This window comes from Neptuniibacter sp. QD37_6 (assembly GCF_047778085.1).
Lineage (GTDB): Bacteria > Pseudomonadota > Gammaproteobacteria > Pseudomonadales > Balneatricaceae > Neptuniibacter.
Map to the genome: position 1 here is coordinate 145,440 of NZ_CP180550.1, position 20,442 is coordinate 165,881.

The following is a 20,442-nucleotide window of genomic DNA, read 5'->3' on the forward strand; positions in this document are numbered from 1 at the left end:
TCTATGTTCTTAGGGGAAGCAAGCCCAAGGCCTGTGCCATCCGCACGACACCTCATCAGTGTGGACGAACTTATTAGCTTACGATTCTGGCCACCTGCGCGACAGAATAGCCGTGAGCGTATGGCTATTCGTGAAGGTCATCATCTAAGTCATATTCGCGGTCGCGGTATGGAATACGATGATGTCCGTGAATATCAGCCGGGTGATGACATTCGTCATTTGGATTGGCGTTTGATGGCACGTACCGGTGAAGCACATACCAAGCTTTACCGAGAAGAGCGCGAACGCCCAGTTTTCCTGCTGTGCGATCTTCGCCATAGTATGCAGTTTGCGACTCGCGGACACTTTAAATCGGTGTTAGCTGCTTATGCTAGTGCGATGGCGCTGTGGACTACTTTGGCGAATGGCGACCGTGTGGGTGGCATGTTGCTAAGTGAACAGCAAGAGCAGCTATTTAAACCGAGCAATAGTCGCCAGCAATTGATGCAGATGATTACCGCATTATCTCAAGGCGTTGAGCTCACAGAGCAAATCACTGAACGATCCTTGGCACAGTCACTAGCGCGCTTAGAGTCGATCTTGAGCAGTGGCAGTATCCTCTATATTTTCAGCGATTTTCACGATGTTGATGAAGAAACAGAGCTGCACCTGATGCGTCTGGCACAACGTTGTGAGTTGAAGCTGGTGTTGATCTCCGATCCGCTGGAACAACAACTGCCAAGCAGCGGAAAATCGTATCGTTTTAGCGGCTTAGGGCGTGAATTGCTGGTCTCTGCCAATCAGGCGCAACAGCTTAAATATCGAGGCCAGTTTCAGCAGCGATTACAGTTATTACAAAATCTGCACAACCTACGTGGTGTAGAGTTTGCTCATTGGCAAACGGATCAGCATCCGTTATTTCAGTTTAATTCTCAGGAGGTGAGCTAATGGACTTTTCCCAGCTTCCTCTACGTCCCATGCAGCAGCCAGAGATGATTGGCTGGTGGCCTTTAGCGCCGGGCTGGTGGTTTTTAATTGTACTTAGCATTGCGTTATTTATTGCAGTGGTGTGGTTTGGCTATCACTACCTGAAGAAAATGCGGAACAACCCAAATCGTTGGGCGCTACAAGAACTTAACGTTATTCAAGTGAACTACCAGCAACATCAAAATAAACGGCTTTTGGCTGAAGAGTGTAATACGCTGTTAAAACGCCTAGCGCTGACCCTGTATTCTCGCCAAGATGTCGCTGCGTTAAATGGAACCGCTTGGACCGATTTTTTAGCTAAGCAAAGCCATTCGGATACTTTAACGGTGTTAGCAGTAGCGCCTTATCAAGCATCACCTGAGTATGATGCCGAAGCTTTGTTAGATGCCTGTAAAGGTTGGCTAGCTAATGCTCGAGGGCCTGCCGATGTTTGAGTTTGCGTGGTGGTGGCTCTGGTTACTTTTACCTCTGCCTTGGCTAGTAAGGCGCTTTTCTAAGCCTTCAGCGGATCAGGGCGGGGCATCACTGCATGTGCCATTTCTTGACCAGATGGAACAGGCGGTTGGGCCGCAACAAGGTGTATCGATCCAGCAATCCTCTCCATGGCGATTAGTGCTGCTTTACCTTATTTGGGGGCTGTTGATTGCAGCTGTAGCGAAGCCTCAGTGGTTAGGTGAGCCGATTCCACAGCAATTGGAAGGCCGTGATCTAATGATGGCGGTGGACCTGTCGGAAAGTATGTTAGAGCAAGATTTTGAGGTGAATGGCCGTTGGGTGAGTCGTTTGGCTGCAACCCGATTAGTCGCCGGTGATTTTATCAAACGCCGCGAAGGGGATCGGGTTGGCCTGATCCTTTTTGCAGAGCAAGCTTATCAACAGGCGCCTCTGACTCATGACCGCGATACGGTTAAAACTTTGTTAGATGAAGCCCAAGTGGGTTTGGCGGGTAAAGCCACAGCCATTGGTGATGCCATCGGCTTGGCGGTAAAACGCTTTAAACAGATGGAAAGTGAACAACGCATTCTGATTTTGCTCACCGATGGCCGTAATACTGCAGGGGTGTTAAAGCCGTTGCAGTCGGTGGAGTTAGCAAAATCAGAGGGGCTTAAAATTTACACAATAGGCGTTGGTGGCGGCAGCCAAGGTGGAGTATTAGGTTCCTTCTTCGCGCAAGGTTCTGATCTGGATGAGAAGACACTGACGGCGATTGCTGAGCAAACTGGAGGGCGTTTCTTCCGTGCTTATGATCTGGATGAACTCGCAGAGATCTATGTGCTTTTAGATGAGTTAGAACCAGTTGAACAAGACTCAGAATTCTTCCGCCCTATAGATCCGCTTTTTCACTGGCCGCTTTATGGTGCTTTTGTATTGGCTCTGTTCTTGGCGATCAGCTTAAGGGGGCGTAACTGATGTTTTCTGATCTTCAGCTACAACAGCCGCTTTGGTTGCTGATTATTCCTGCGGCATTTGTGCTTATTTTATGGCTACAAAAGCGTAGTGCTGATGCCCAAGATTGGTCTGAGGTTTGCGATCCAGAACTTCTGCCGTTGTTAAAACAGCAGGGAACACAACGGTTAAAACGCAATTGGTTGCCGTGGAGCTTATTTTCTGCGGTGATCCTGCTCGCAGTCGCGGCTATGCAACCGGTTTGGCAGAAACAACCGCAACCGGTATTTAAGCAAAGTGATGCCTTAGTGCTTGCCTTGGATCTGTCTGCATCAATGAATGCGACCGATCTAAAACCGAGCCGCCTGCAACGGGCCAACTTTAAGATTAAAGATCTACTCAAAAAGCTCCCAGATACAGAAATAGCACTGATTGTTTATGCCGGTGATGCCTTTGCAGTAACACCGTTAACCGAGGATAGCGATACTATATTGGCTGCCTTACCGGCGATGACCCCGGAGATTATGCCGGTACAAGGAAGTCGGGCTGATCGGGCCTTAGTCTTAGCCGATCAAATGTTAGCGCAAGCGAATATTCAAGGCGGCAATATCCTATTGGTGAGCGATGAGGTCTCACCAGCTCAAGTTGCAGCCGATGCCAGCCGTATTCGCAATCAAGGTCGCAAGATATCTATTCTGGCTATAGGTACTGCCGAAGGTGGGCCTATACCTACAGAATATGGATTCTTGCAGGATCAGCAGGGAAATGAAGTGATTGCGACCATGAATATTGGGCTGATGGCTGAAGCCGCTGGTCTAGGTGGTGGTCAGGCGCAGTTAATTCGAGTGGATGATCTGGATATCGATTATCTGATTGCGGGTCTTAAGTCTGGCGAAAATGCCGCCGTAAATGTCGATAAAGATATCCAACGTTGGGTCGCTGAAGGCCCTTGGTTTATCTTGTTGGCTCTTCCGTTCTTACTGCCGTTATTCCGCCGTGGTTTATTTAATCTGACCTTACCTATAGTTGTCATTGCCTCAGCAGGCTTATCGCAGCCAGCTCATGCTGATTGGTGGCAAGGGCTGTGGAAAACTCAAAATCAGCAAGCAGCTGAAATTTATCAACAGGGTGATAAAAGTGCTGCGGCTGAGTTGTTCATAGATCCACGTTGGAAACAGCTCTCTCACTATGAGAGTGGAGATTATCAACAGGCTTTAGATAGCCTGCTTGAGCCTGAAACTGTGAATGATTTCTATAATCATGCTAATTCACTGGCCAAGCTCGGGCAGTTGGAGAAAGCACTGGAAGCCTACGATAAAGCGTTAGCTGAAAGGCCTGATTTTGACGATGCTCTGCATAACCGTAAGCTGGTTGAAGACTTGCTAAAACAGCAGCAACAGCAACAAGGCGGCGAACAAAACAAAGAAGACAAATCTGATCAGCAGAAAAAGGACGAGAAACAGTCAGGCCAAGATTCTCAAAATGACCAGAGTAACGCTTCTGAGCAATCATCTGATCAGCAGCAAGAACAGCAACAACAGATGGATCAATCATCTTCATCCAGACAAAAAGATCAGCAACAAATGGCCGAAGAGCTCAAGCAGCAGTTGGATGAAAAGCTAAAAGATGCTGAGCAGCAAGAACAGAAAGGTGAGGACTCAGAGCAAGAGCAGCCTCTGGATGAAACTGAGCAATCTAATCAGCAGATGTTAAACCGAATTCAAGATGATCCAGCGGGTCTGTGGCGACGCAAATTTATCTATCAATATCGTCAGCGTTCCGAGCAGCCTGCGGCGGAGGATAAACTATGGTAAATGGAATTAAGTTATTTACCGCAGCAACACTTTTACTCTTTAGTCAGGTACTGATGGCTGCTATTAGTAGTGAGATTGATCGTAATCGTATCGAGCAGGGCGAATCTTTCCGCCTGATTCTTAAGATTACAGCGAATGAAGCTAACCAAGTTGATCTAGAACCCCTGCACAAGGACTTCCAGATTCTAGGGCGTAGTCATCAGTCCAGTACAACTTTCCAAAACGGGTCGCTAAAAAGCACGACTAAACTGGTTTTAACGCTATTTCCAAAACGAGCAGGTCAGTTAACTATACCTGCCTTGGAACTTGAGGGTGAGAAGAGTAAAGAGCACAGCATTGAAGTTGTTGAAGTAAAGCAACCTTCAGCTGTTGATGGTGGCGTAGAGTTCCTTTCAACCCTATCTGATAAAACACCCGTCGTTCAGCAGCCGATCATCTATCAATCCAGTCTGGTACTGGGGCGTAAGATCTATGATGCTGGTATCCAAGAACCTCAAGTGACCGAGGGTAAGGCTTTAATCGAAGCTCTGGGTGAGCAGCGTCAGTACGAGCAAGAGCTGAATGGCCGTCGTATGCTTGTGATAGAGCAGGCATGGCTGATTACGCCGCAACAAAGTGGCACCCTAAAAATCCAAGGGGCGCGGTTGAGCGGCCAAGTTCCAGATGGTCGACCAGATCCTTTTAGAGGTTTTAATACGAGGGCTGTGCGTAGAATTTTTGTGCCTGCAGAGGATTATGAAGTTGAGGTTCAGCCGATTCCTGCAGAGTTTACCGGCGAGCATTGGCTATCAGCGAAAGAGATTAATTTGGGTAGTGATTTTGATCGAGCTATCGACAGTTGGAAGCAAGGAGAGCCGGTCACACGAACGTTGACCTTAGAGGCCACAGGTGTAAAAAAAGAGCAGTTACCTGAATTGGTATTGCCGGAAGTACCAGGCCTAAAGCAATACGCAACCAAACCGCAAATTGAGCAGTACTATGTCGATGGTGAACTTACCCTAAGTCTTAAACTTGAAGTCACTGTAATCCCTGAACGTGGCGGCAAAGTCACGTTACCTGAAATACAGCTTTCTTGGTGGAACACTGAGACTAAGAAACAGGAAGCAGCGAGCATCCCTTCTATCAATATTGATGTTGAAGCGGATGCAACAGCAGTGGCTCCTAACCCTCCGCCTCAGGTACAACAGCCGTTATCCACAACGCTACAAACACAAGAACCTCCGATCGTGGAAAATAGCCCTGTGGATAATATAAATAGCCAACAGGTTGTTGTGAACGAGAGCAAAATTTCATATTGGCTAATGTTAGTTGTGGGTATCTTAATTGGGATTATCTTATCCACAGTGGCATTTTTGCTATGGAGAAGACATCAGCCGCAGCAGAAAGTGCTAAAGGAAGAAGCTAAAGCGGTTGATTCAGTGCCAAGTTTTAAAAAGCTAAAAGCGGCTTGCTTAGCAAACAATGCAGAAGAAGCGCGAGCGGAACTGATCACTTGGGCGCGCCATCGATATGCAGGATGTAATCACCTGAATGACTTATCCGATAGAGTCAGCCCAGAATTCAAACACGAGATCGAATTCCTAAATCGTAGCTGCTTTGCCAGTGATAACTGCGAATGGGATGGAAAAGGCTTGTTGAAACAGGTTGAGGCTGAAAACGACAGTGAAAATCGGCCCACGGTAGAAAAAGCTGGGTTAGAGCCACTGTATATGGATTAACTAATTTAAACTTTTTATCGTCCAGTACTCATCTATGACTCCTTCATCAGCGGTCAGAAGGATTTTTAATATTTGATAACATATTGTTAGTAAAAATAATTTATTCCCATAGTTTATGTGCGGTTTGGATTCTCCCTGCTAGATTAATAGAGGTGATATTTTTTAGAAGGGATTGAGTAATGTCTCAAGTAATGGATCAACAAATGCGCATTTTATTAGTCGATGATCAGTCAGATAATCTCGATATTCTTAGTGAAATCCTAGGTAGTAAATATGAGGTTTCGGCGGCGACTAGCGGTGAAAAAGCCTTATCTATAATCCAAGAGCTTTCCCCTGACTTAGTCTTACTTGATGTTCTCATGCCTGGTATGAATGGGTTTGAGGTTTGCCAGAATATTAAAGCAGTAGAAGAATCTCAGAATATTGATGTTATTTTTGTCTCAGCTTTAGATTCAAAAGAGAAGATAGTTGCTGGCTATGAAGCGGGTGCTATCGACTACATTACTAAGCCAATCTCTCCGGATGAAGTTATAAGGAAAGTTGAATTAGCACTGGAAAACAGGCACAAAAATGCTCAGTTATTTGATGGTCATAAGCAAGCTCTAGAGGCTGCGAATAACGCTATTACAACCGCTGGAGAGCAGGGACAGATTATTGATTTTCTCCGTAAAACTTTCACTTGTAACAGCATAGAGGCATTGGCACGTACCATCATTCAAAGTAATCAATTATATGGTTTTGATTGTAGTGTACAGATTCGGGCAGGAGATAACGTACAAAACTTCAACGGACTCGACAGTCTTTCACCTCTTGAAGAAGAGTTTCTAAACCAAGTGCAGAATGCAGGTCGTTTATACGAGAAGGGACGATTCTTTGTAGCTAATTATGGCGGAATCACGCTTCTTATTAAGAATATGCCAGATGATGAAGGTAAACGTGGTCGTTTTAGGGATCATCTAGCGATTATTGCTGAAGGTGCGGAATCTAGGTTGAATGCTTTAATGGTGACTCATGCTATTGATGGTGTATTAAGTGCAGCGCAATCTTCGTTGAAAGATATACAAGAATTTCAGTGGGAGAATAAACTAGCTACTTTGCGGATCATTGATGAATTGTCAGATAAAGTGGAAGCTTCGTTTTTGAGCTATGGATTAACTGAAGAACAGGAAGTTCTCTTGGAAAAAGCAGTTGAAGAGACAGAAAACAAAGTTAGGGAAAACATAGAGAAGGGTATTATGGTTGATGAGCGGCTACAGTCTATAGTTACTCGCCTAGAAGAATGCAGTGCTCTTACTTATATAGAAGAGAGTGAAGAGTGTGAGCAGTTACTTGAAGATGATGTAGAGCTCTTTTAAGGAGTTTTTATAGAAAGTTATTAGACATCAGGTGGTACTTCATCGGGGTACTTAGACATAATATCTATGATTTTGTCGTACTGCTTGAGAAATAGATCCACTAGTTTAGGGTCGAAGTGAGAGCCTGCACTGTCAGAAATTAGGCTTAGTGCTTTATCAACGGACCAAGCTTTTTTGTATGGCCTAGTTGATGTTAAGGCATCGAATACATCCGCAATTGCTACGATACGCCCCTCAATAGGAATATTTTCCTCTTTAAGTCCACCTGGGTAGCCTGAGCCATCCCACTTTTCATGATGAGATAAGGCTATCTTTCTAGATAATTGTAAAAGTGGGTTTGGGTCGTTGCCAATAATATCTGCTCCATATTGGCTATGTTCCTGCATTCGCGCCTTTTCCTCATTGGTTAGGGGGCCTGGCTTCAAAAGTATTGCATCTGGAATACCGATCTTACCTATATCGTGCATAGGAGCGGCATTAAAAACCAATTCGCACCAATCTGTGTTTGTGGAGTAGGCTTCTGCAATGAGTCTAGCGTAATAACTCATCCGGATAACATGAAAGCCAGTTTCGTTATCTTTGTATTCAGCAGCCTTCCCCAAACACTGTAAAATTTTTAATTGGGTGTTATTAAGCTCTTTAGTTTTTTGTTTGATTGCATCATGTAGTGCACGTTTTTGGTCATGAAGGTTGAGATGCGTATTAACTCTGCTTTGAACGACTGCAGGGCTGATGGGTTTTGTAATGTAATCACAAGCACCTAGAAAAAAACCATAGGCTTCGTCTTTTGGAGTGCATTTTGATGTGAAAAAGATAATGGGCACTTCAGATGTTACAGGGTTTTCTTTGAGGCGAGAACATACTTCATACCCACTAATCTGAGGCATCATAACATCAAGAATAATTAGGTCAGGTTGCGGAGGAGTGTGGGCAATTTCAATGGCGCGTATCGCATCGGTTGTTGCCTTAATCTCACATTTATCTCCTAATGCTTCTGATAGTTGATCTATGTTATCTGGGGAATCATCCACTATCAGTATGGTTGGCTTGGAATACATAAAAATCCCTCTTTACTAGAAGATTACATTCTTACTAACAAAGTATTAGACGTCATTTTTTGTTTAGTCCAGTGCCATGAAGTTAATTCATTAAGTTTTTCTTATGTTTGAAATTGTACGATAGTAGAGGTGTGCTTTTTACGAACATTCAAACAGGAATTAGGAATTTTAAAGTTGTAAAAAGCTGGTGTTGGACTAGTCTTTTTCGATAGCGATATACCTCAAAAGTAGTATGCCTTGTTTTGTGGTTATGGCTGTTGAGCCTGATAGCAGTAATAGCTGGATATTTATCTGATTAGGCCCTATGTAGAGTTCGGATTAGGATCCATATTTTATGGGGGAAAGGAGTAGAAGCTCCTTTGTTTTTAAATTCCACGGAGGGAGTATCGTGAAAAATAGTAGCCAAGAGCCTGTTAACAATTGCCTACCTTCCTTGCTGATTATTTCTTTTCAGTTAAACAGCTCTCTCAATAGCTCCGAATTAAGTGAAAGTATATTAGATCTTTATAAACTGTTTAAAACTCCGTCGATATGAGTGGTTGAACAATGTCTAGGATTCACTCTATACCATTCCGTCTTTGGACTGCTGTCTTAACTTTATTGCTTTTTAGTAGCTCACTTATCATAGGGAGTTATTTAGCATGGGAAAGCAGCTTACATGTGTTTGAACAGGATAACTTACGTTCTATTCGTTATCTTACTTCAAGAACAAAAGATGAAATTGAGCGTTATTTAGCTGTAGATAACTACCGCGAGGTAGAAAAAGCTATTACCGGTCTATCTGCTCAAATCAGAGTCGTTAATAGCTTATTACTTGATGATAATAAGCAAGTAATTTTCAGTAGTGATACCAATGAAGAGCGTCTTGCACTTACTCAGACAGATTATCAGTTTTTGATCGCTAGAGAGAACACGCTACTACGGGCATCAGGTGTAGAGGCTTATCTCGATTCGGAAAGACAAGTTATTCATGCTTATACGACGGTACACCTTCACCCACAGGTAAATGAAAAATTAGGTGTTTTTTATATTCGATCAGATCTAACTCCAGGGATAAATACTTTGGCAAGTGACTATCTTTCCAGTATGCCTTATTACTGGTTAAGTTTATTGGGTGCTGTTATAGCTATAGTCACAATGGTCAGCTACTTCATCATAAGGCCGATTAATGATCTTGGCAGGTATGCAGGTTATCTTGCTCAAGGCGATTATAGCCAGAAGCTAGAACTATCAGGGTTTGGCGAAGTAAAAAAATTAGGCCATGCAATGGCAGAAATGCGGCAATCGATTGAGCTACAGGTAGTGGAGCTTAACAGCCATCGCCTTCAACTTGAGACTCTTGTAGATAAGCGAACATTCGAGATTAATGAAGCTAGAGGGAAAGCTGAACTATCGGAGTTAATGCTTCAAAATGTCATTGATACCATTCCAATTAGAGTATTTTGGAAGGGCTGCAATGGTCAATATCTTGGTTGCAATTTGCCTTTTGCTCTTGATGCAGGTTTTAAACATCCGCATGAAGTAATAGGTTTAACAGATGAAGACTTAATATGGCGTGCATATGCTGATCGTATTCGTGCGACTGATCTTGAAATTTTAACCTCGATGACGCCTCGTTTAAGTGTAGATAGGCGTAGGCTAGATATTGACGGCAACTTTGTTTGGATGAATATCAGCAAAATGCCATTAAAAGATAGTAACAATCTGGTGATTGGCATTCTTGGGGTTTATGAAGATATTTCAGAACGAAAGTTCACCGAGCAAAAGCTTCAGGATGCAAGAGAATCAGCAGAGGCTGCAAATAATGTGAAAAGTGAATTTCTGGCAAATATGAGTCATGAAATTCGTACACCAATGAATACTATTATTGGTATGTCGCATCTGGCTTTGCAGGGGCTGTTAGATTCTTCACAACGTAATTACATCAAAAAGGTTCATCGCTCTGCTGAAAATCTCCTAGTGATCATTAATGAAATACTTGATTTTTCCAAAGTGGAATCAGGAAAGCTTGAATTGGTTCATGATAAGTTTCGGCTTGATCAAGTATTGGAAAACTTAAGCAACATATTAGGAATTGAAGCAGAGAAAAAAGGAATTGAAACCTTCTTTAGAATTTCTAATGAGTTACCTCTTAATTACATTGGGGATGCACAGCGTTTACAACAGGTCCTAGTCAATTTACTCAGCAATGCCATTAAATTTACTGACTATGGCGGAGAGATAATGGTCTCTGTAGAAAAATATGAAGCTGAAGGTGAAATGGTCGGAGTTAAATTTACAGTAGAAGATACAGGGATAGGTATCGCTGAAGAGGCACAGGAGGGGCTATTTGACCCATTCTCTCAGGCTGATGTATCAACAACGCGTAAATATGGCGGTACTGGATTAGGCTTGGCAATTTCACGCCAGTTGGTTGAGTTAATGGGAGGGGAAATTGGAGTTAAAAGTTCTCTAGGAGAGGGGGCTAAGTTCTTTTTTATGGTACCTATGCCGCTGGAAACAGAAGATTCCGCCGTATATCGAGGGCAGCAATATAGAGCATTGGTAGTTGATGATTGTGATACTTCCAGAGATCTCTTGGTGGAACTATTACTCAGCCTAGGGCTGAAGGTTACGGCTGTTACGAGTGGAGATAAAGCAGTTGAGGTCTTGCGAAATGATCATGCATCTGGAATTTACGACCTAATGCTCATCGATTGGGATATGCCTGATATGAATGGTGCGGAAACAATAAGGCAAATCCAAACTGATCCAAACCTTGAGTGTTTACCTTGTATTCTTATGGCTAAAGCTTCGAGTAAGCCCTGCTTGGTTAAAGAAGTTTCAGATATTAAATTAGCAGGTGTTGTTTCTAAACCTGTACTTAAAGGTGAAGTGGTAGAGGTCTTATCGAATCTATTTTCTAGTGTATTAGATACGGCTAAAAGTAAAAGCCCTGAGATTGCATACGATGCTGAAATGGTTGTGGATAAACTAGGCGGAGCTGAATTGCTTATTGTAGAAGATAATGAGCTTAATCAGGAGCTGATAACCGATCTATTGGTAACTCATAGTATTAGTGTAGAGATTGCAAACAATGGAAAGGAAGCGCTAGAGAAATTAGAAGGAAGGGAATATGACGGTGTACTGATGGATTGTCAGATGCCTGTTATGGATGGATATACTGCCACTAAAAAAATTCGGGAGTTGGATAAATATATTTCCTTACCTATTTTAGCTTTAACTGCAAATGTAATGTCTGGGGATCGAGATAAAGTTATTGAAGCGGGTATGAATGAATTGATCGTTAAACCAATCAATATGAGCCAGCTATTTGGTACATTGTGTGACTGGATTAAGCCAAGATTCAACCACAATACTCATCACCATATACCTACTAAAGTTTCGCCGACTGATATGAATAACTTGCCCTCGTTTAAGGGGCTAGATGTTTTATCAGGTCTTGAAATATCAAATCATAATTTAGATTTATATCAAAAGTTATTAAAGCGGTTTATTACAAAAGGATCTGAATTTGAGCCTTCGTTTATAGCAGCTCAAGCTGATAGGGATTCTGTGAAAATGGAGAGGTTAGCTCATACTTTAAAAGGTTCGGCTGGAAATTTAGGTTTAGTTGAACTGCAAAAAGCTGCTTCGAATCTTGAGGTCGCCTGCCATCGTGAAGCTGCTCTTGTGACGATATCCTTTGAAGGCACATTAAAGCATTTAACATTTGTACTGAACCAGTTATCTAAATTTTATGACTTAAAAAATAAAACTAAGCATACAGAATCAATAGATCCATCTCTGTCTGAGTTAGATCTCGGTCAAATTTGCTTATTGTTATCTGAGTTAGAAACAATGCTTCAAGCGAATAATGTTAAGGCAAATAAGGTGTTTGAGGACTTATGTAACCTTTATCCCGGTTGGGAATCTAATATACGTTTGAGGACCCTCTCTGAAGCTATTTCAAATTATTCATTTGAATTTGCTTTGGACGCACTCTCTCAATATAAAGAAGATATGGGCATATGAAATTCAGTAGCACTTCAAGATGAGCTAATACAGCAGAAGTAACACCTTCATAGTAAACTCTTTAGCCTATTTTCTTACTTAGTTAAAGAGCATTCATTTCTTTTGTTTTATATATAACCAATTTTTTCTATTGGATAAGTTATCGCCATATGGCTGACTTTTGATTCGTTAATGAGGACAGCTGTAAGTCTATTCAAAATGACTAATAAATATTTATCTCCATCATTAGAATTCTGAAATCCCTGTGCTATACCTAAGATGTATTCCGATAGGAATTTTAAAAAAAATGGATTTTGTGACCTCTTGAAAGACTAGATATACCCGTTTGATATAAAGCTTATTTTGAATAAACATGCTTTATACGGCTATGGAGTTACGGAATCTCACAAGGATGAATCAAGAGGTAGTAGTCGCCATGCTAAATAAAATTTCGGTTTCCAAAAAAATAGCCCTGCTCGTTTTATCGTTACTCTCACTTTTATTACTCACTTCAGCACTTGCAATCGTATCTATGGATCAGATTGGCAAAGAGTTAGAGAGTATTGCTCATAAGGATATCCCCCTGCTTGAGAAAATGACCAAAATTACGGAATACCAGCTTGAGCAAACAATCCACTTTGAACGTGCAGTTCACTTCGGAACAGTCGGACTGTTGAAAAGCGAGAGTGGTAACAGTCATGGTAGCTATCAGGACAGCTTCTCAAAAGAACAAGACAAGTTTATTGAATACGGCCGTAAAGTTGATAAACACATAGGATCTACTAAGAAACAGCTTTCTATGATTTTAGATGTGTCTCAGGGCTATAGTGGAGGACTGATTTCTTCCACTTACGCCAGTGAATCAGATGAATTTCAAATGGTTGCGGAGCAGTTAAAAGCGATTGAAAAGGAGCATGAAGAATTCCAGCAGTACGGTCTTGCTGCAATGAAGGCGATTAAAAATCGAGAATTTGAACGTTCAGAAGCATTGGCTGTTCAGGTTGAAGGGGCAGCAGATAAATTAACCAAGCATCTCGAAGAACTTTTAGCAGAGATTGAAAGGTTTTCCCTCGAAGCTTCCGAGACGGCTTTAGCACATGAAAAGTCGGCTTTAACCAATATCGTGATTACGCTGATTGCAGCTTTAGCCATCGGTATATCGCTTAGTGTTCTAATCGCGCGGAATATCACAAGTAGACTAAAACTATCGGTCGAAGGTATGCGTCATATAGCTGAAGGTGATTTGACTCATGATGTTAAGACCGCAGGTGCCGATGAAATTTCTCAAATGTTGGAGTCTCAAGAAATAACTCGCCAAGAATTACAGAAAACGATCGGGCATATTGTTGAAACCAGCAGCCAGCTTTCTGCAACCTCAGAAGAAGTCGCTACAGCTATGTCGGAAAGTAGCTGTCATGTGCAAAACCAACAAACACAGACCGATACATTATCTGCATCTATGCAGCAGATGAGCGCTACATCAAATGAGATGGCGCAGAACATTAATGAGGTGAATGATTCAGTAAATAAAGCTGATGGTGAATTGCAGGATAGTAACCAGATCCTAATCGACACGGTTGAGAGCATTACCCAGTTATCGAATCAGCTGCAAAATTCAGCGGATACGGTGAAAGATTTAGACAGTAGCACCGTCGAGATCAGTACCGTACTGCAGGTGATTTCGGATATTGCAGAACAAACCAATCTATTGGCGTTAAATGCAGCCATAGAGGCGGCAAGGGCAGGGGATCAAGGTCGAGGCTTTGCGGTAGTGGCTGATGAAGTAAGGCAATTGGCTTCTCGTACTCAAAACTCTACCTCTGAAATATCAGAGATTATTAAACGACTACAAGATGGTTCTACCCGTGTGGTCAGCTCAATGCAGCAAACCCAAAAGCAAGCGATGTCATTGGTAGACGGGGCTGAGAGATCCTCTGATTCCTTATCCAAAGTGGTCGATCAGTTAAGTCATATAAATAATATGATGAGTCAGATTGCTACAGCTGCAGAAGAGCAGAGCCTTGTCAGTGAAGATTCCACCCGAACAGTGACCGATATTAACGATCTGGGTCACCAGAATGCTGCAAGTGTGGAGGAGACCTCTCAGGCTAGTTTAGATCTAGCCAGAATGGCGGAAGGGCTGAATCAAACGGTCAGTGCTTTCCGGGTTTAGAGAGGGACAAATGTGGTGAGGTAGGTACAGAGAGCAACTGGTCTTAGTTGTTCTCTGTTTTATTATGGCTTTTTGTTATTACAGTTGCTTGAATAGTTGCGCAACATTGGGCCAATTTTCTTCGTTCAAGATCCCTATATGTTTGTAGCGTATGCGGCCTGAACTATCGATCAGATAAGTTTCAGGTGCGCCTTTTATCCCTAAGGCCTGATCTAGTTTCCCTTCTGAATCGATTAAACTGCGAGCGAATGGGTTCCCTTTTTTGTTTAGCCACTCCAAGGCGTTGTTAGCGGAATCCATATAGGAAATACCAATAATTCGGACGCCAGATTCTTTGAGTTTAATTAAAAAATCATGCTCTCTGGCACAGGCGACACACCAACTACCCCAAATATTTAGCATGTAGCTACCTTCAATCAGGTCTAACTGAATTGCTTCTCCGGTGATTAAATCTGTCAGTTCGATGGTAGGCACCGCTTTATCCTGTTCAACTTGGTTATTGTTCTCTGTTTCTGTACTCGCAAGTACGCCTACCACCGTTACTATCAGAACAGCGGTCAGCCATTTAAAAAGATTCATAAGCTTACCTTTGGGATTGTTCTGGATTAGGTTGATCAACAATGGTGTTGTTAGGCGTAATCGGATTGCTCTGATACCAATAGCCGAACGCTACAAACAGGGCGCCACCTACGGCGTTACCTAAGGTGACCCAAAATAGATTGTTGGCTGCGCCAGCGAATGAGATACCTTCCACGGCTGGAGAGAGAAGGGCCAAGGCAAAGACTGTCATATTGGCGATACTGTGTTCGTAACCCGATGCAATAAAGGCGAATAAGCACCAGAAAATAACAATGCATTTGGCTGCTTCACTACTCATTCGGGCGGAGATCCATATAGCCAAACAGACTAACCAGTTACACAATATGGCGCGGAAAAACAGTGCAACCAGATCTGTATTCATCTTCTTGAAAGCGATGGTATGTAGAATGGTATCGGCGCTTTTAATCAGCCCGCCGTCTGCGAGTTTGTAGATCAAACCTAGAACTAACGCGCCTAAAAGATTGCCAAACCAGACCCACATGCACATTTTGATCATCCCGCTGACAGGCAGCTGCCGCTCTAGACAAGCAATCGTGCCGTACATGGTATAGCCGGTGAAAAGCTCTGACCCGGCAAACACCACAAGGGTAAGTGCGATCCCAAATGTTGCCCCCATCACTAGCTTTCTAAATTCTTCAGGTAGGTCCTGTCCAAGGGTCATAATCAGGATGATACCTAAACCAACATAAGCCCCGGCAAGCATAGCGCCAACAAGCAGGTTACTTGGCCGTGTTGTCATCAGTTCCCATCGCTGTTTAGCTTGATTGCTGAATTTAGTTATTTCACTTACATACATGAAGGTAGCCCTTAACTTCAGGGGAAGATGGAATATCAGTCTTTTCTTGGGTTGTGTTATTACCGAACAGGATCTTGGCGACCCATAAAGCGCCGATCACGATCGACAGCGTCAGTAGGATATGCCCCACTAGTTGCTGCTCACCCAATAGATAGTTATTACATAAGCGATCTGGCGATACTTTGAATAAGTAGCCAAATCGTCCAAGCATTGCCCATAGTTCCAGTAGAAAAACGCCTTTTACGAGTGGATGAATACAACGATGTGTTAGCGACCATGTACAGCCAAGCAGTAACATCGAAGTTACCTTTGCAAAGGCGTAAATATTGGACTCCAGAGCCGCATCCAAAGCGCTAGGCAACATCCAGAACAGCCCAACTACGGTGATAACGACAACTCCAGTGATCCCTTGCCAGTTGTATTGATTCGCAGAGGTTTGCCACTTTTTCGACAGCATCTCACCTGCAAACCAACCAAATAGAACCAATACCGGTAATTGAAACAGTAGATGCAGAACCATCTGCTCTTCGAGTAGCTCACTCAATGGGCCGACCGTAAGCAAAAGTAGATTAATAAGTAGTAATAGCCACTTCATTGCCTGCTGCATGGGTGCCTCCTACCGAATGGGTCAGGTTCTGGCGAATACTCGTAAGTAACTCAGAGCCATGGTTGTAATCGACAATTTTCATCAGTTGGCCCTCTGGAGAGATAAGGTGGAGAGCAGAGTTATGGATATAACCCCCCTCGCCATCATTGATAGCAATGACGCCAAATGTCTCTTTCAGGTGCTTCAACTGCGCTGGGTCTTCAACGCGAGCTGCTTTCCAAGACGCAGTATCTGCTTTAAAGCGATTAAGGTATTCAGCCAACTGCTCAGGCCCATCATTTTCAGGGTCGAAACTGATGGTGAGCAATTGCAGCTGGTTATCACTGATAAGATCCGCAGCTTGTCGTTGCAAGCGAGCAAATTCGACACCTAGCCCTAGGCAGACTGTTTCACAACGGGTGTATACAAAGTCAGCAATGACGTACTGACCTTGAAACGCTTCCCAAGATACAAGCTCCCCTGCTTGGTTTTGGAAAATCACCTGTGGTGACGGTATTGGGTTGCGCTCTACTTCTACTCGACGTTTGGTTTCCGCTGTATAAGCTTCAAAACCAAGCGTCTGGTAGTAGAAAACGCCGCCCGCAAGCGCTAATACAATTGCGCTACTTATCAGTGATTTGAACATCTTAAATCTTCGCTTTTGGTAAACGTGCTAGGTTTTGTAGGGTAAAGATCAGGAACCCGATCAGAACCATACTGCCTGCAATCGCACCTAGCTGGGATAGGTATTGCCATTCCGGCAAGTGAACTGCCCAACGTCTAGGCACACTATCTGCACCGCTTGCTAGGAAAGTCAGGATTAAGCCCATAGCGCCAACAAAGTAGGTAGTAAACGCGAGCTTACCGATAGCACCTGCTTTAGATGGTTGGCTATTAGCAGCTAGATAGCTGCAGAAACCAATGATCATCGGCAGTAAGCCAAGCACTAAGTAGAAGTGGAAGTGCCCAGGAACCCACATAGTGTTATGCATCACTTTGTTCACTGTCACAGTGGCGTCGATGATTGCCGGAATAACCCCGCCAGCCCAACCGAACATGGAAAGCAGTAGCATAGAGCTACATAGATCCCACTTGATACCAGAGCGATAAACGATCATCAGTGCGCCGTACGCTGTTACTGCTAGCACTGGAATACCACTGCAGTAAGACAAGATCTGACCGATAACCAGCAGCCAAGGAGGCATCACAAAGTCCATCAACAAGTGGTGTGGATACACCGCCATTACCATCAGTGATGCTGCAGCCCAGGCGTAGTAGAACGGTTTCGAAACCTTCCACGGACGACCTGTGTATTTTGGTAGCAGTTCATAAACAGCGGTGACTGCAGAGTAGATCGTCGCATTAATGAACACGTGGCCGAAGAAGTAGATCAGGTTTTTGATCAACAGTGGGTCAAGTTCGTAGTCTGGTTGGTATAGATTGAATAAGCACAGCACCAGAACAACGGCACCTGCAGCAATACCAATAAAGTTAACAATCAGGACCATGGTCGCCGCAACGACTGTCGTAGGGTGATCTGGATCGACAGGCTTCATGCCGAATACAACCGGTAAACCCAGTGCATTACCTAGATTTCCGTACTTCTTAATTAGCTTGATGCCAATATCCAAGTAAAGAATCAGGAAGCCGGTACCAATCAACAACAGTCCGAGCATAAATACGGCGGCAGATTCTACTGACCAAACGCCCATCGATTTTGCTGGAAGTGGATAGAGGAAGGTCCACGCGCCAGCAAACTTACCGACAAAGATTGAGCTAAGAATCAGCACAACACCAACTAGGAAAATAGCGAAATTAACCCACAATACTTTGCTGCTGAGGTTGATGTATTTACGCAGGAAGTACCATAGTACAGCCGTTCCCCCAAGGCCTGCTGTGCCGACCATACCAGCACCATGTACCGTCATGATCTGGTAGAAAAGGTCAGCGCCAATTTCAATAAACGTACCTTGTGCTGCTCGCATCGTGACGCCGGCTAGCATCATCAAACTGAAGACTAGCATGCTTGTCATTAGGTAGGCTTTGATGCCCAGTGAAGCAAGCTTATTCTCTTGTTCACTGTAGTTAATTTGTTCAGTCATCTATGCCTCCTTATTTGACTGTTAGTTGTGCTGTCATGGCATGGTGAGCCAGACCACAGTATTCAAGGCACAGCACTTTGTAGGTGCCAGGCTTATCGAAGGTATACACCAGTCGGTTGGTGTATTTCGGCATCGCTTGGGTTTGGGTAAGAAGTGTGCCGCTCTCGTCATAGATACCAAATCCATGGGTGGAATCTGCTGAGGTCACACGAAACTCAATGGCTTCACCAACGTCGTACTCTGTATCGTCAATGGTCCAATACCACTGCTGGCCAACCACATTTACTGGGCTGGCACCCTCAGTTTCTGAGAACTGTGGAGGCAGCGGGTAAGGCAATAGCGTCGTCGCTGTGACACCAACGCCAAACACCACAAGAAATAGAAACCACTTGGCTCGGATGGAGTACCAATTACGCTGAACTTCAGCGTAATCGCACTCTTCGGTAGATCGGGAAATGACATAACCAAACACTGGGGCGAGTACCGCCAGGCAGAGTAAGGTTAAGATCCATACACTTTGCGCTAACATAAATTACTCGCTATTAGTTGCCTTTAACCATGAAATCAACAACCCGCTTAATCTGCTCATCGCTGCAGTCAAAGCAGGCCCCTTTAGGTGACATAGCTTTTCTTCCTTTTAGAGCGCTGATGTACAGTCCTTCAATACCACGCTCGGCCAAACGGGCGGTCCATGCGCCGCGATCAGTCATTTTTGGTGCACCGGCTACGCCATTGTCATGACATGCCATGCACTTTTGTTGGTAGATTGTTTGGCTATCGGCATACACGGCTTCCCCCAGAAGCAGCGGTAATACCAATAGCGGTAGTTTCATTTTTAGTTTCATTGTTCTTACTCTCACCTGTAATCGAAACCTTCCTAAGCCCTTATGCTGTCCCTAGAGCATCAACGATGCTATGCACATTAAGATGTATAAAAAATACATTTTAATGTTCGAAAAAAACGCCGATACCTTTTGAGCACGGCGTTAAACCTATAACAATATAAATGTATTTTTAATACATTATTAAAATCTCAGTATATATGTCAAGTATTTTGGCAATTTTGGGTTGAATTATTTGCTTGCGAGAAGGGGGAAAGGGTATGCGAAATGGCGTGAATTCTGCGAGTTTAGGCTCCTTGGCTCATATACAAATTGAGCCAAGGAGAATCAATCGGATTTAGTAATTCTGTGGGAATAAAGCGCGTTTCGCTTCTTCGTCCATTTCTGCTTTAAATAGGATATCACCGCTGATACTTCTGGCTTTTGCGACTGCTGGGCGCGCATCTACCGTTTTAAACCAGCGTGATAGGTTAGGGAATTTATCTAGCTCGTTCTCGCCTAAAACTGGTAGCACACGGTCAATCCAGCCCCAAGCGGCAATATCTGCAATGGTGTACGTATCACCCGTGATATAAGTGTTGTTAGCCAATTGATCATCCAGCACTTGATAGTGGCGGGCTGCTTCACGGCGATAACGATTGATTGCGTAAGGTAGGTTCTCAGGTGCAGCGTGCTGGAAATGCACCGCCTGACCCGAATAAGGCCCAAGGCCTGATGAAATAAACATCAACCAAGAGAGTAACTTAGCCTTATTTTCGGCATTCCCCAGAAAAAGATTATGTTTTTCTGCGAGGTAGAGGAGGATGGCTGTGGAATCAAAGACCTTTGTACCTTCATCATCAATGGCAGGTACTTTTCTATTTGGATTGATTGCCGCGTATTCCGGACTGTGTTGTTCTCCTTTTAAAGTATCCACAGGGACTAATTCATACTCTAGTCCAGCTTCTTCAAGAAAAAGCGCGACCTTCATTGGATTAGGGGTTGGGTGAAAATAGAATTTAAGCATAAGCGTTTTGAACCTGTTGAGTTAACGTAAATTGAGATGGCTTGTAG

At 43.6% G+C, this 20,442-nt stretch carries 17 protein-coding genes; 8 read left to right on the top strand and 9 right to left on the bottom strand.

Going from position 1 to position 20,442, the window contains the following annotated elements:
• Positions 1–3: 3 nt before the first annotated feature.
• The 6 genes from ACMXYO_RS00630 (at position 4) to ACMXYO_RS00655 (ending at position 7,239) form a co-directional block, all read left to right on the top strand.
• Positions 4–927 (top strand): DUF58 domain-containing protein, encoded by a 924-nt coding sequence (locus tag ACMXYO_RS00630; RefSeq protein ID WP_415886500.1) that lies wholly within the window; start codon positions 4–6, stop codon positions 925–927.
• Positions 927–1,400 carry a DUF4381 domain-containing protein gene (locus ACMXYO_RS00635; protein ID WP_415886501.1) on the top strand — a complete coding sequence of 158 codons (474 nt, stop codon included), beginning with the start codon at positions 927–929 and terminating at the stop codon, positions 1,398–1,400. Before ACMXYO_RS00630 ends, ACMXYO_RS00635 begins: the two co-directional genes overlap by 1 nt.
• On the top strand, positions 1,393–2,376 hold the full coding sequence (locus ACMXYO_RS00640) for a vWA domain-containing protein (protein ID WP_415886502.1): 984 nt from the start codon (positions 1,393–1,395) through the stop codon (positions 2,374–2,376). The genes ACMXYO_RS00635 and ACMXYO_RS00640 overlap by 8 nt, the downstream gene beginning before the upstream one ends.
• Positions 2,376–4,166, top strand: a complete 1,791-nt coding sequence (locus ACMXYO_RS00645) for a VWA domain-containing protein (RefSeq protein ID WP_415886504.1) — start codon at positions 2,376–2,378, stop codon at positions 4,164–4,166. The genes ACMXYO_RS00640 and ACMXYO_RS00645 overlap by 1 nt, the downstream gene beginning before the upstream one ends.
• The gene (locus ACMXYO_RS00650; protein ID WP_415886505.1) at positions 4,160–5,884 is read left to right on the top strand and encodes a BatD family protein; all 1,725 of its coding nucleotides are present in this window, start codon (positions 4,160–4,162) and stop codon (positions 5,882–5,884) included. Before ACMXYO_RS00645 ends, ACMXYO_RS00650 begins: the two co-directional genes overlap by 7 nt.
• Positions 5,885–6,063: 179 nt before the next feature.
• The gene (locus tag ACMXYO_RS00655) at positions 6,064–7,239 is read left to right on the top strand and encodes a response regulator (protein ID WP_415886506.1); all 1,176 of its coding nucleotides are present in this window, start codon (positions 6,064–6,066) and stop codon (positions 7,237–7,239) included.
• Between the two features lie 20 nt (positions 7,240–7,259).
• Here ACMXYO_RS00655 and ACMXYO_RS00660 read toward each other — a convergent pair whose 3' ends face one another.
• On the bottom strand, positions 7,260–8,297 hold the full coding sequence (locus ACMXYO_RS00660; RefSeq protein ID WP_415886507.1) for an HD domain-containing phosphohydrolase: 1,038 nt from the start codon (positions 8,295–8,297) through the stop codon (positions 7,260–7,262).
• 660 nt (positions 8,298–8,957) lie between these two features.
• Between ACMXYO_RS00660 and ACMXYO_RS00665 the strand changes: the two genes are divergently transcribed.
• Positions 8,958–12,311, top strand: coding sequence for a response regulator (locus tag ACMXYO_RS00665; protein ID WP_415886508.1), 3,354 nt, complete (start codon positions 8,958–8,960; stop codon positions 12,309–12,311).
• A 415-nt stretch (positions 12,312–12,726) separates the two neighbouring features.
• Positions 12,727–14,463 (top strand): methyl-accepting chemotaxis protein, encoded by a 1,737-nt coding sequence (locus tag ACMXYO_RS00670; protein WP_415886509.1) that lies wholly within the window; start codon positions 12,727–12,729, stop codon positions 14,461–14,463.
• 78 nt (positions 14,464–14,541) lie between these two features.
• Here ACMXYO_RS00670 and ACMXYO_RS00675 read toward each other — a convergent pair whose 3' ends face one another.
• The 8 genes from ACMXYO_RS00675 to ACMXYO_RS00710 all read right to left on the bottom strand — a co-directional run bounded on the left by ACMXYO_RS00675 (position 14,542) and on the right by ACMXYO_RS00710 (position 20,395).
• On the bottom strand, positions 14,542–15,042 hold the full coding sequence (locus ACMXYO_RS00675) for a DsbE family thiol:disulfide interchange protein (protein WP_415886510.1): 501 nt from the start codon (positions 15,040–15,042) through the stop codon (positions 14,542–14,544).
• A gap of 4 nt (positions 15,043–15,046) precedes the next feature.
• Positions 15,047–15,802 carry a formate/nitrite transporter family protein gene (locus ACMXYO_RS00680; RefSeq protein WP_415886512.1) on the bottom strand — a complete coding sequence of 252 codons (756 nt, stop codon included), beginning with the start codon at positions 15,800–15,802 and terminating at the stop codon, positions 15,047–15,049.
• A gap of 43 nt (positions 15,803–15,845) precedes the next feature.
• Entirely contained in the window at positions 15,846–16,466 is a 621-nt protein-coding gene (locus tag ACMXYO_RS00685; protein WP_415886513.1) for a hypothetical protein, read from the bottom strand.
• Positions 16,429–17,091, bottom strand: a complete 663-nt coding sequence (locus tag ACMXYO_RS00690; protein WP_415886515.1) for an SCO family protein — start codon at positions 17,089–17,091, stop codon at positions 16,429–16,431. Before ACMXYO_RS00690 ends, ACMXYO_RS00685 begins: the two co-directional genes overlap by 38 nt.
• Before the next feature lies 1 nt (position 17,092).
• On the bottom strand, positions 17,093–18,547 hold the full coding sequence (locus ACMXYO_RS00695; protein WP_415886516.1) for a cbb3-type cytochrome c oxidase subunit I: 1,455 nt from the start codon (positions 18,545–18,547) through the stop codon (positions 17,093–17,095).
• A 10-nt stretch (positions 18,548–18,557) separates the two neighbouring features.
• A complete protein-coding gene (locus tag ACMXYO_RS00700; protein WP_415886518.1) occupies positions 18,558–19,076 on the bottom strand; it encodes a hypothetical protein in 519 nt (172 codons plus the stop codon).
• Positions 19,077–19,089: 13 nt separating this feature from the next.
• Positions 19,090–19,380: a c-type cytochrome gene (locus ACMXYO_RS00705; protein WP_415886519.1), complete on the bottom strand. Its 291-nt coding sequence runs from the start codon at positions 19,378–19,380 to the stop codon at positions 19,090–19,092.
• A 346-nt stretch (positions 19,381–19,726) separates the two neighbouring features.
• The gene (locus tag ACMXYO_RS00710; RefSeq protein ID WP_415886520.1) at positions 19,727–20,395 is read right to left on the bottom strand and encodes a glutathione S-transferase family protein; all 669 of its coding nucleotides are present in this window, start codon (positions 20,393–20,395) and stop codon (positions 19,727–19,729) included.
• Positions 20,396–20,442: the final 47 nt, after the last annotated feature.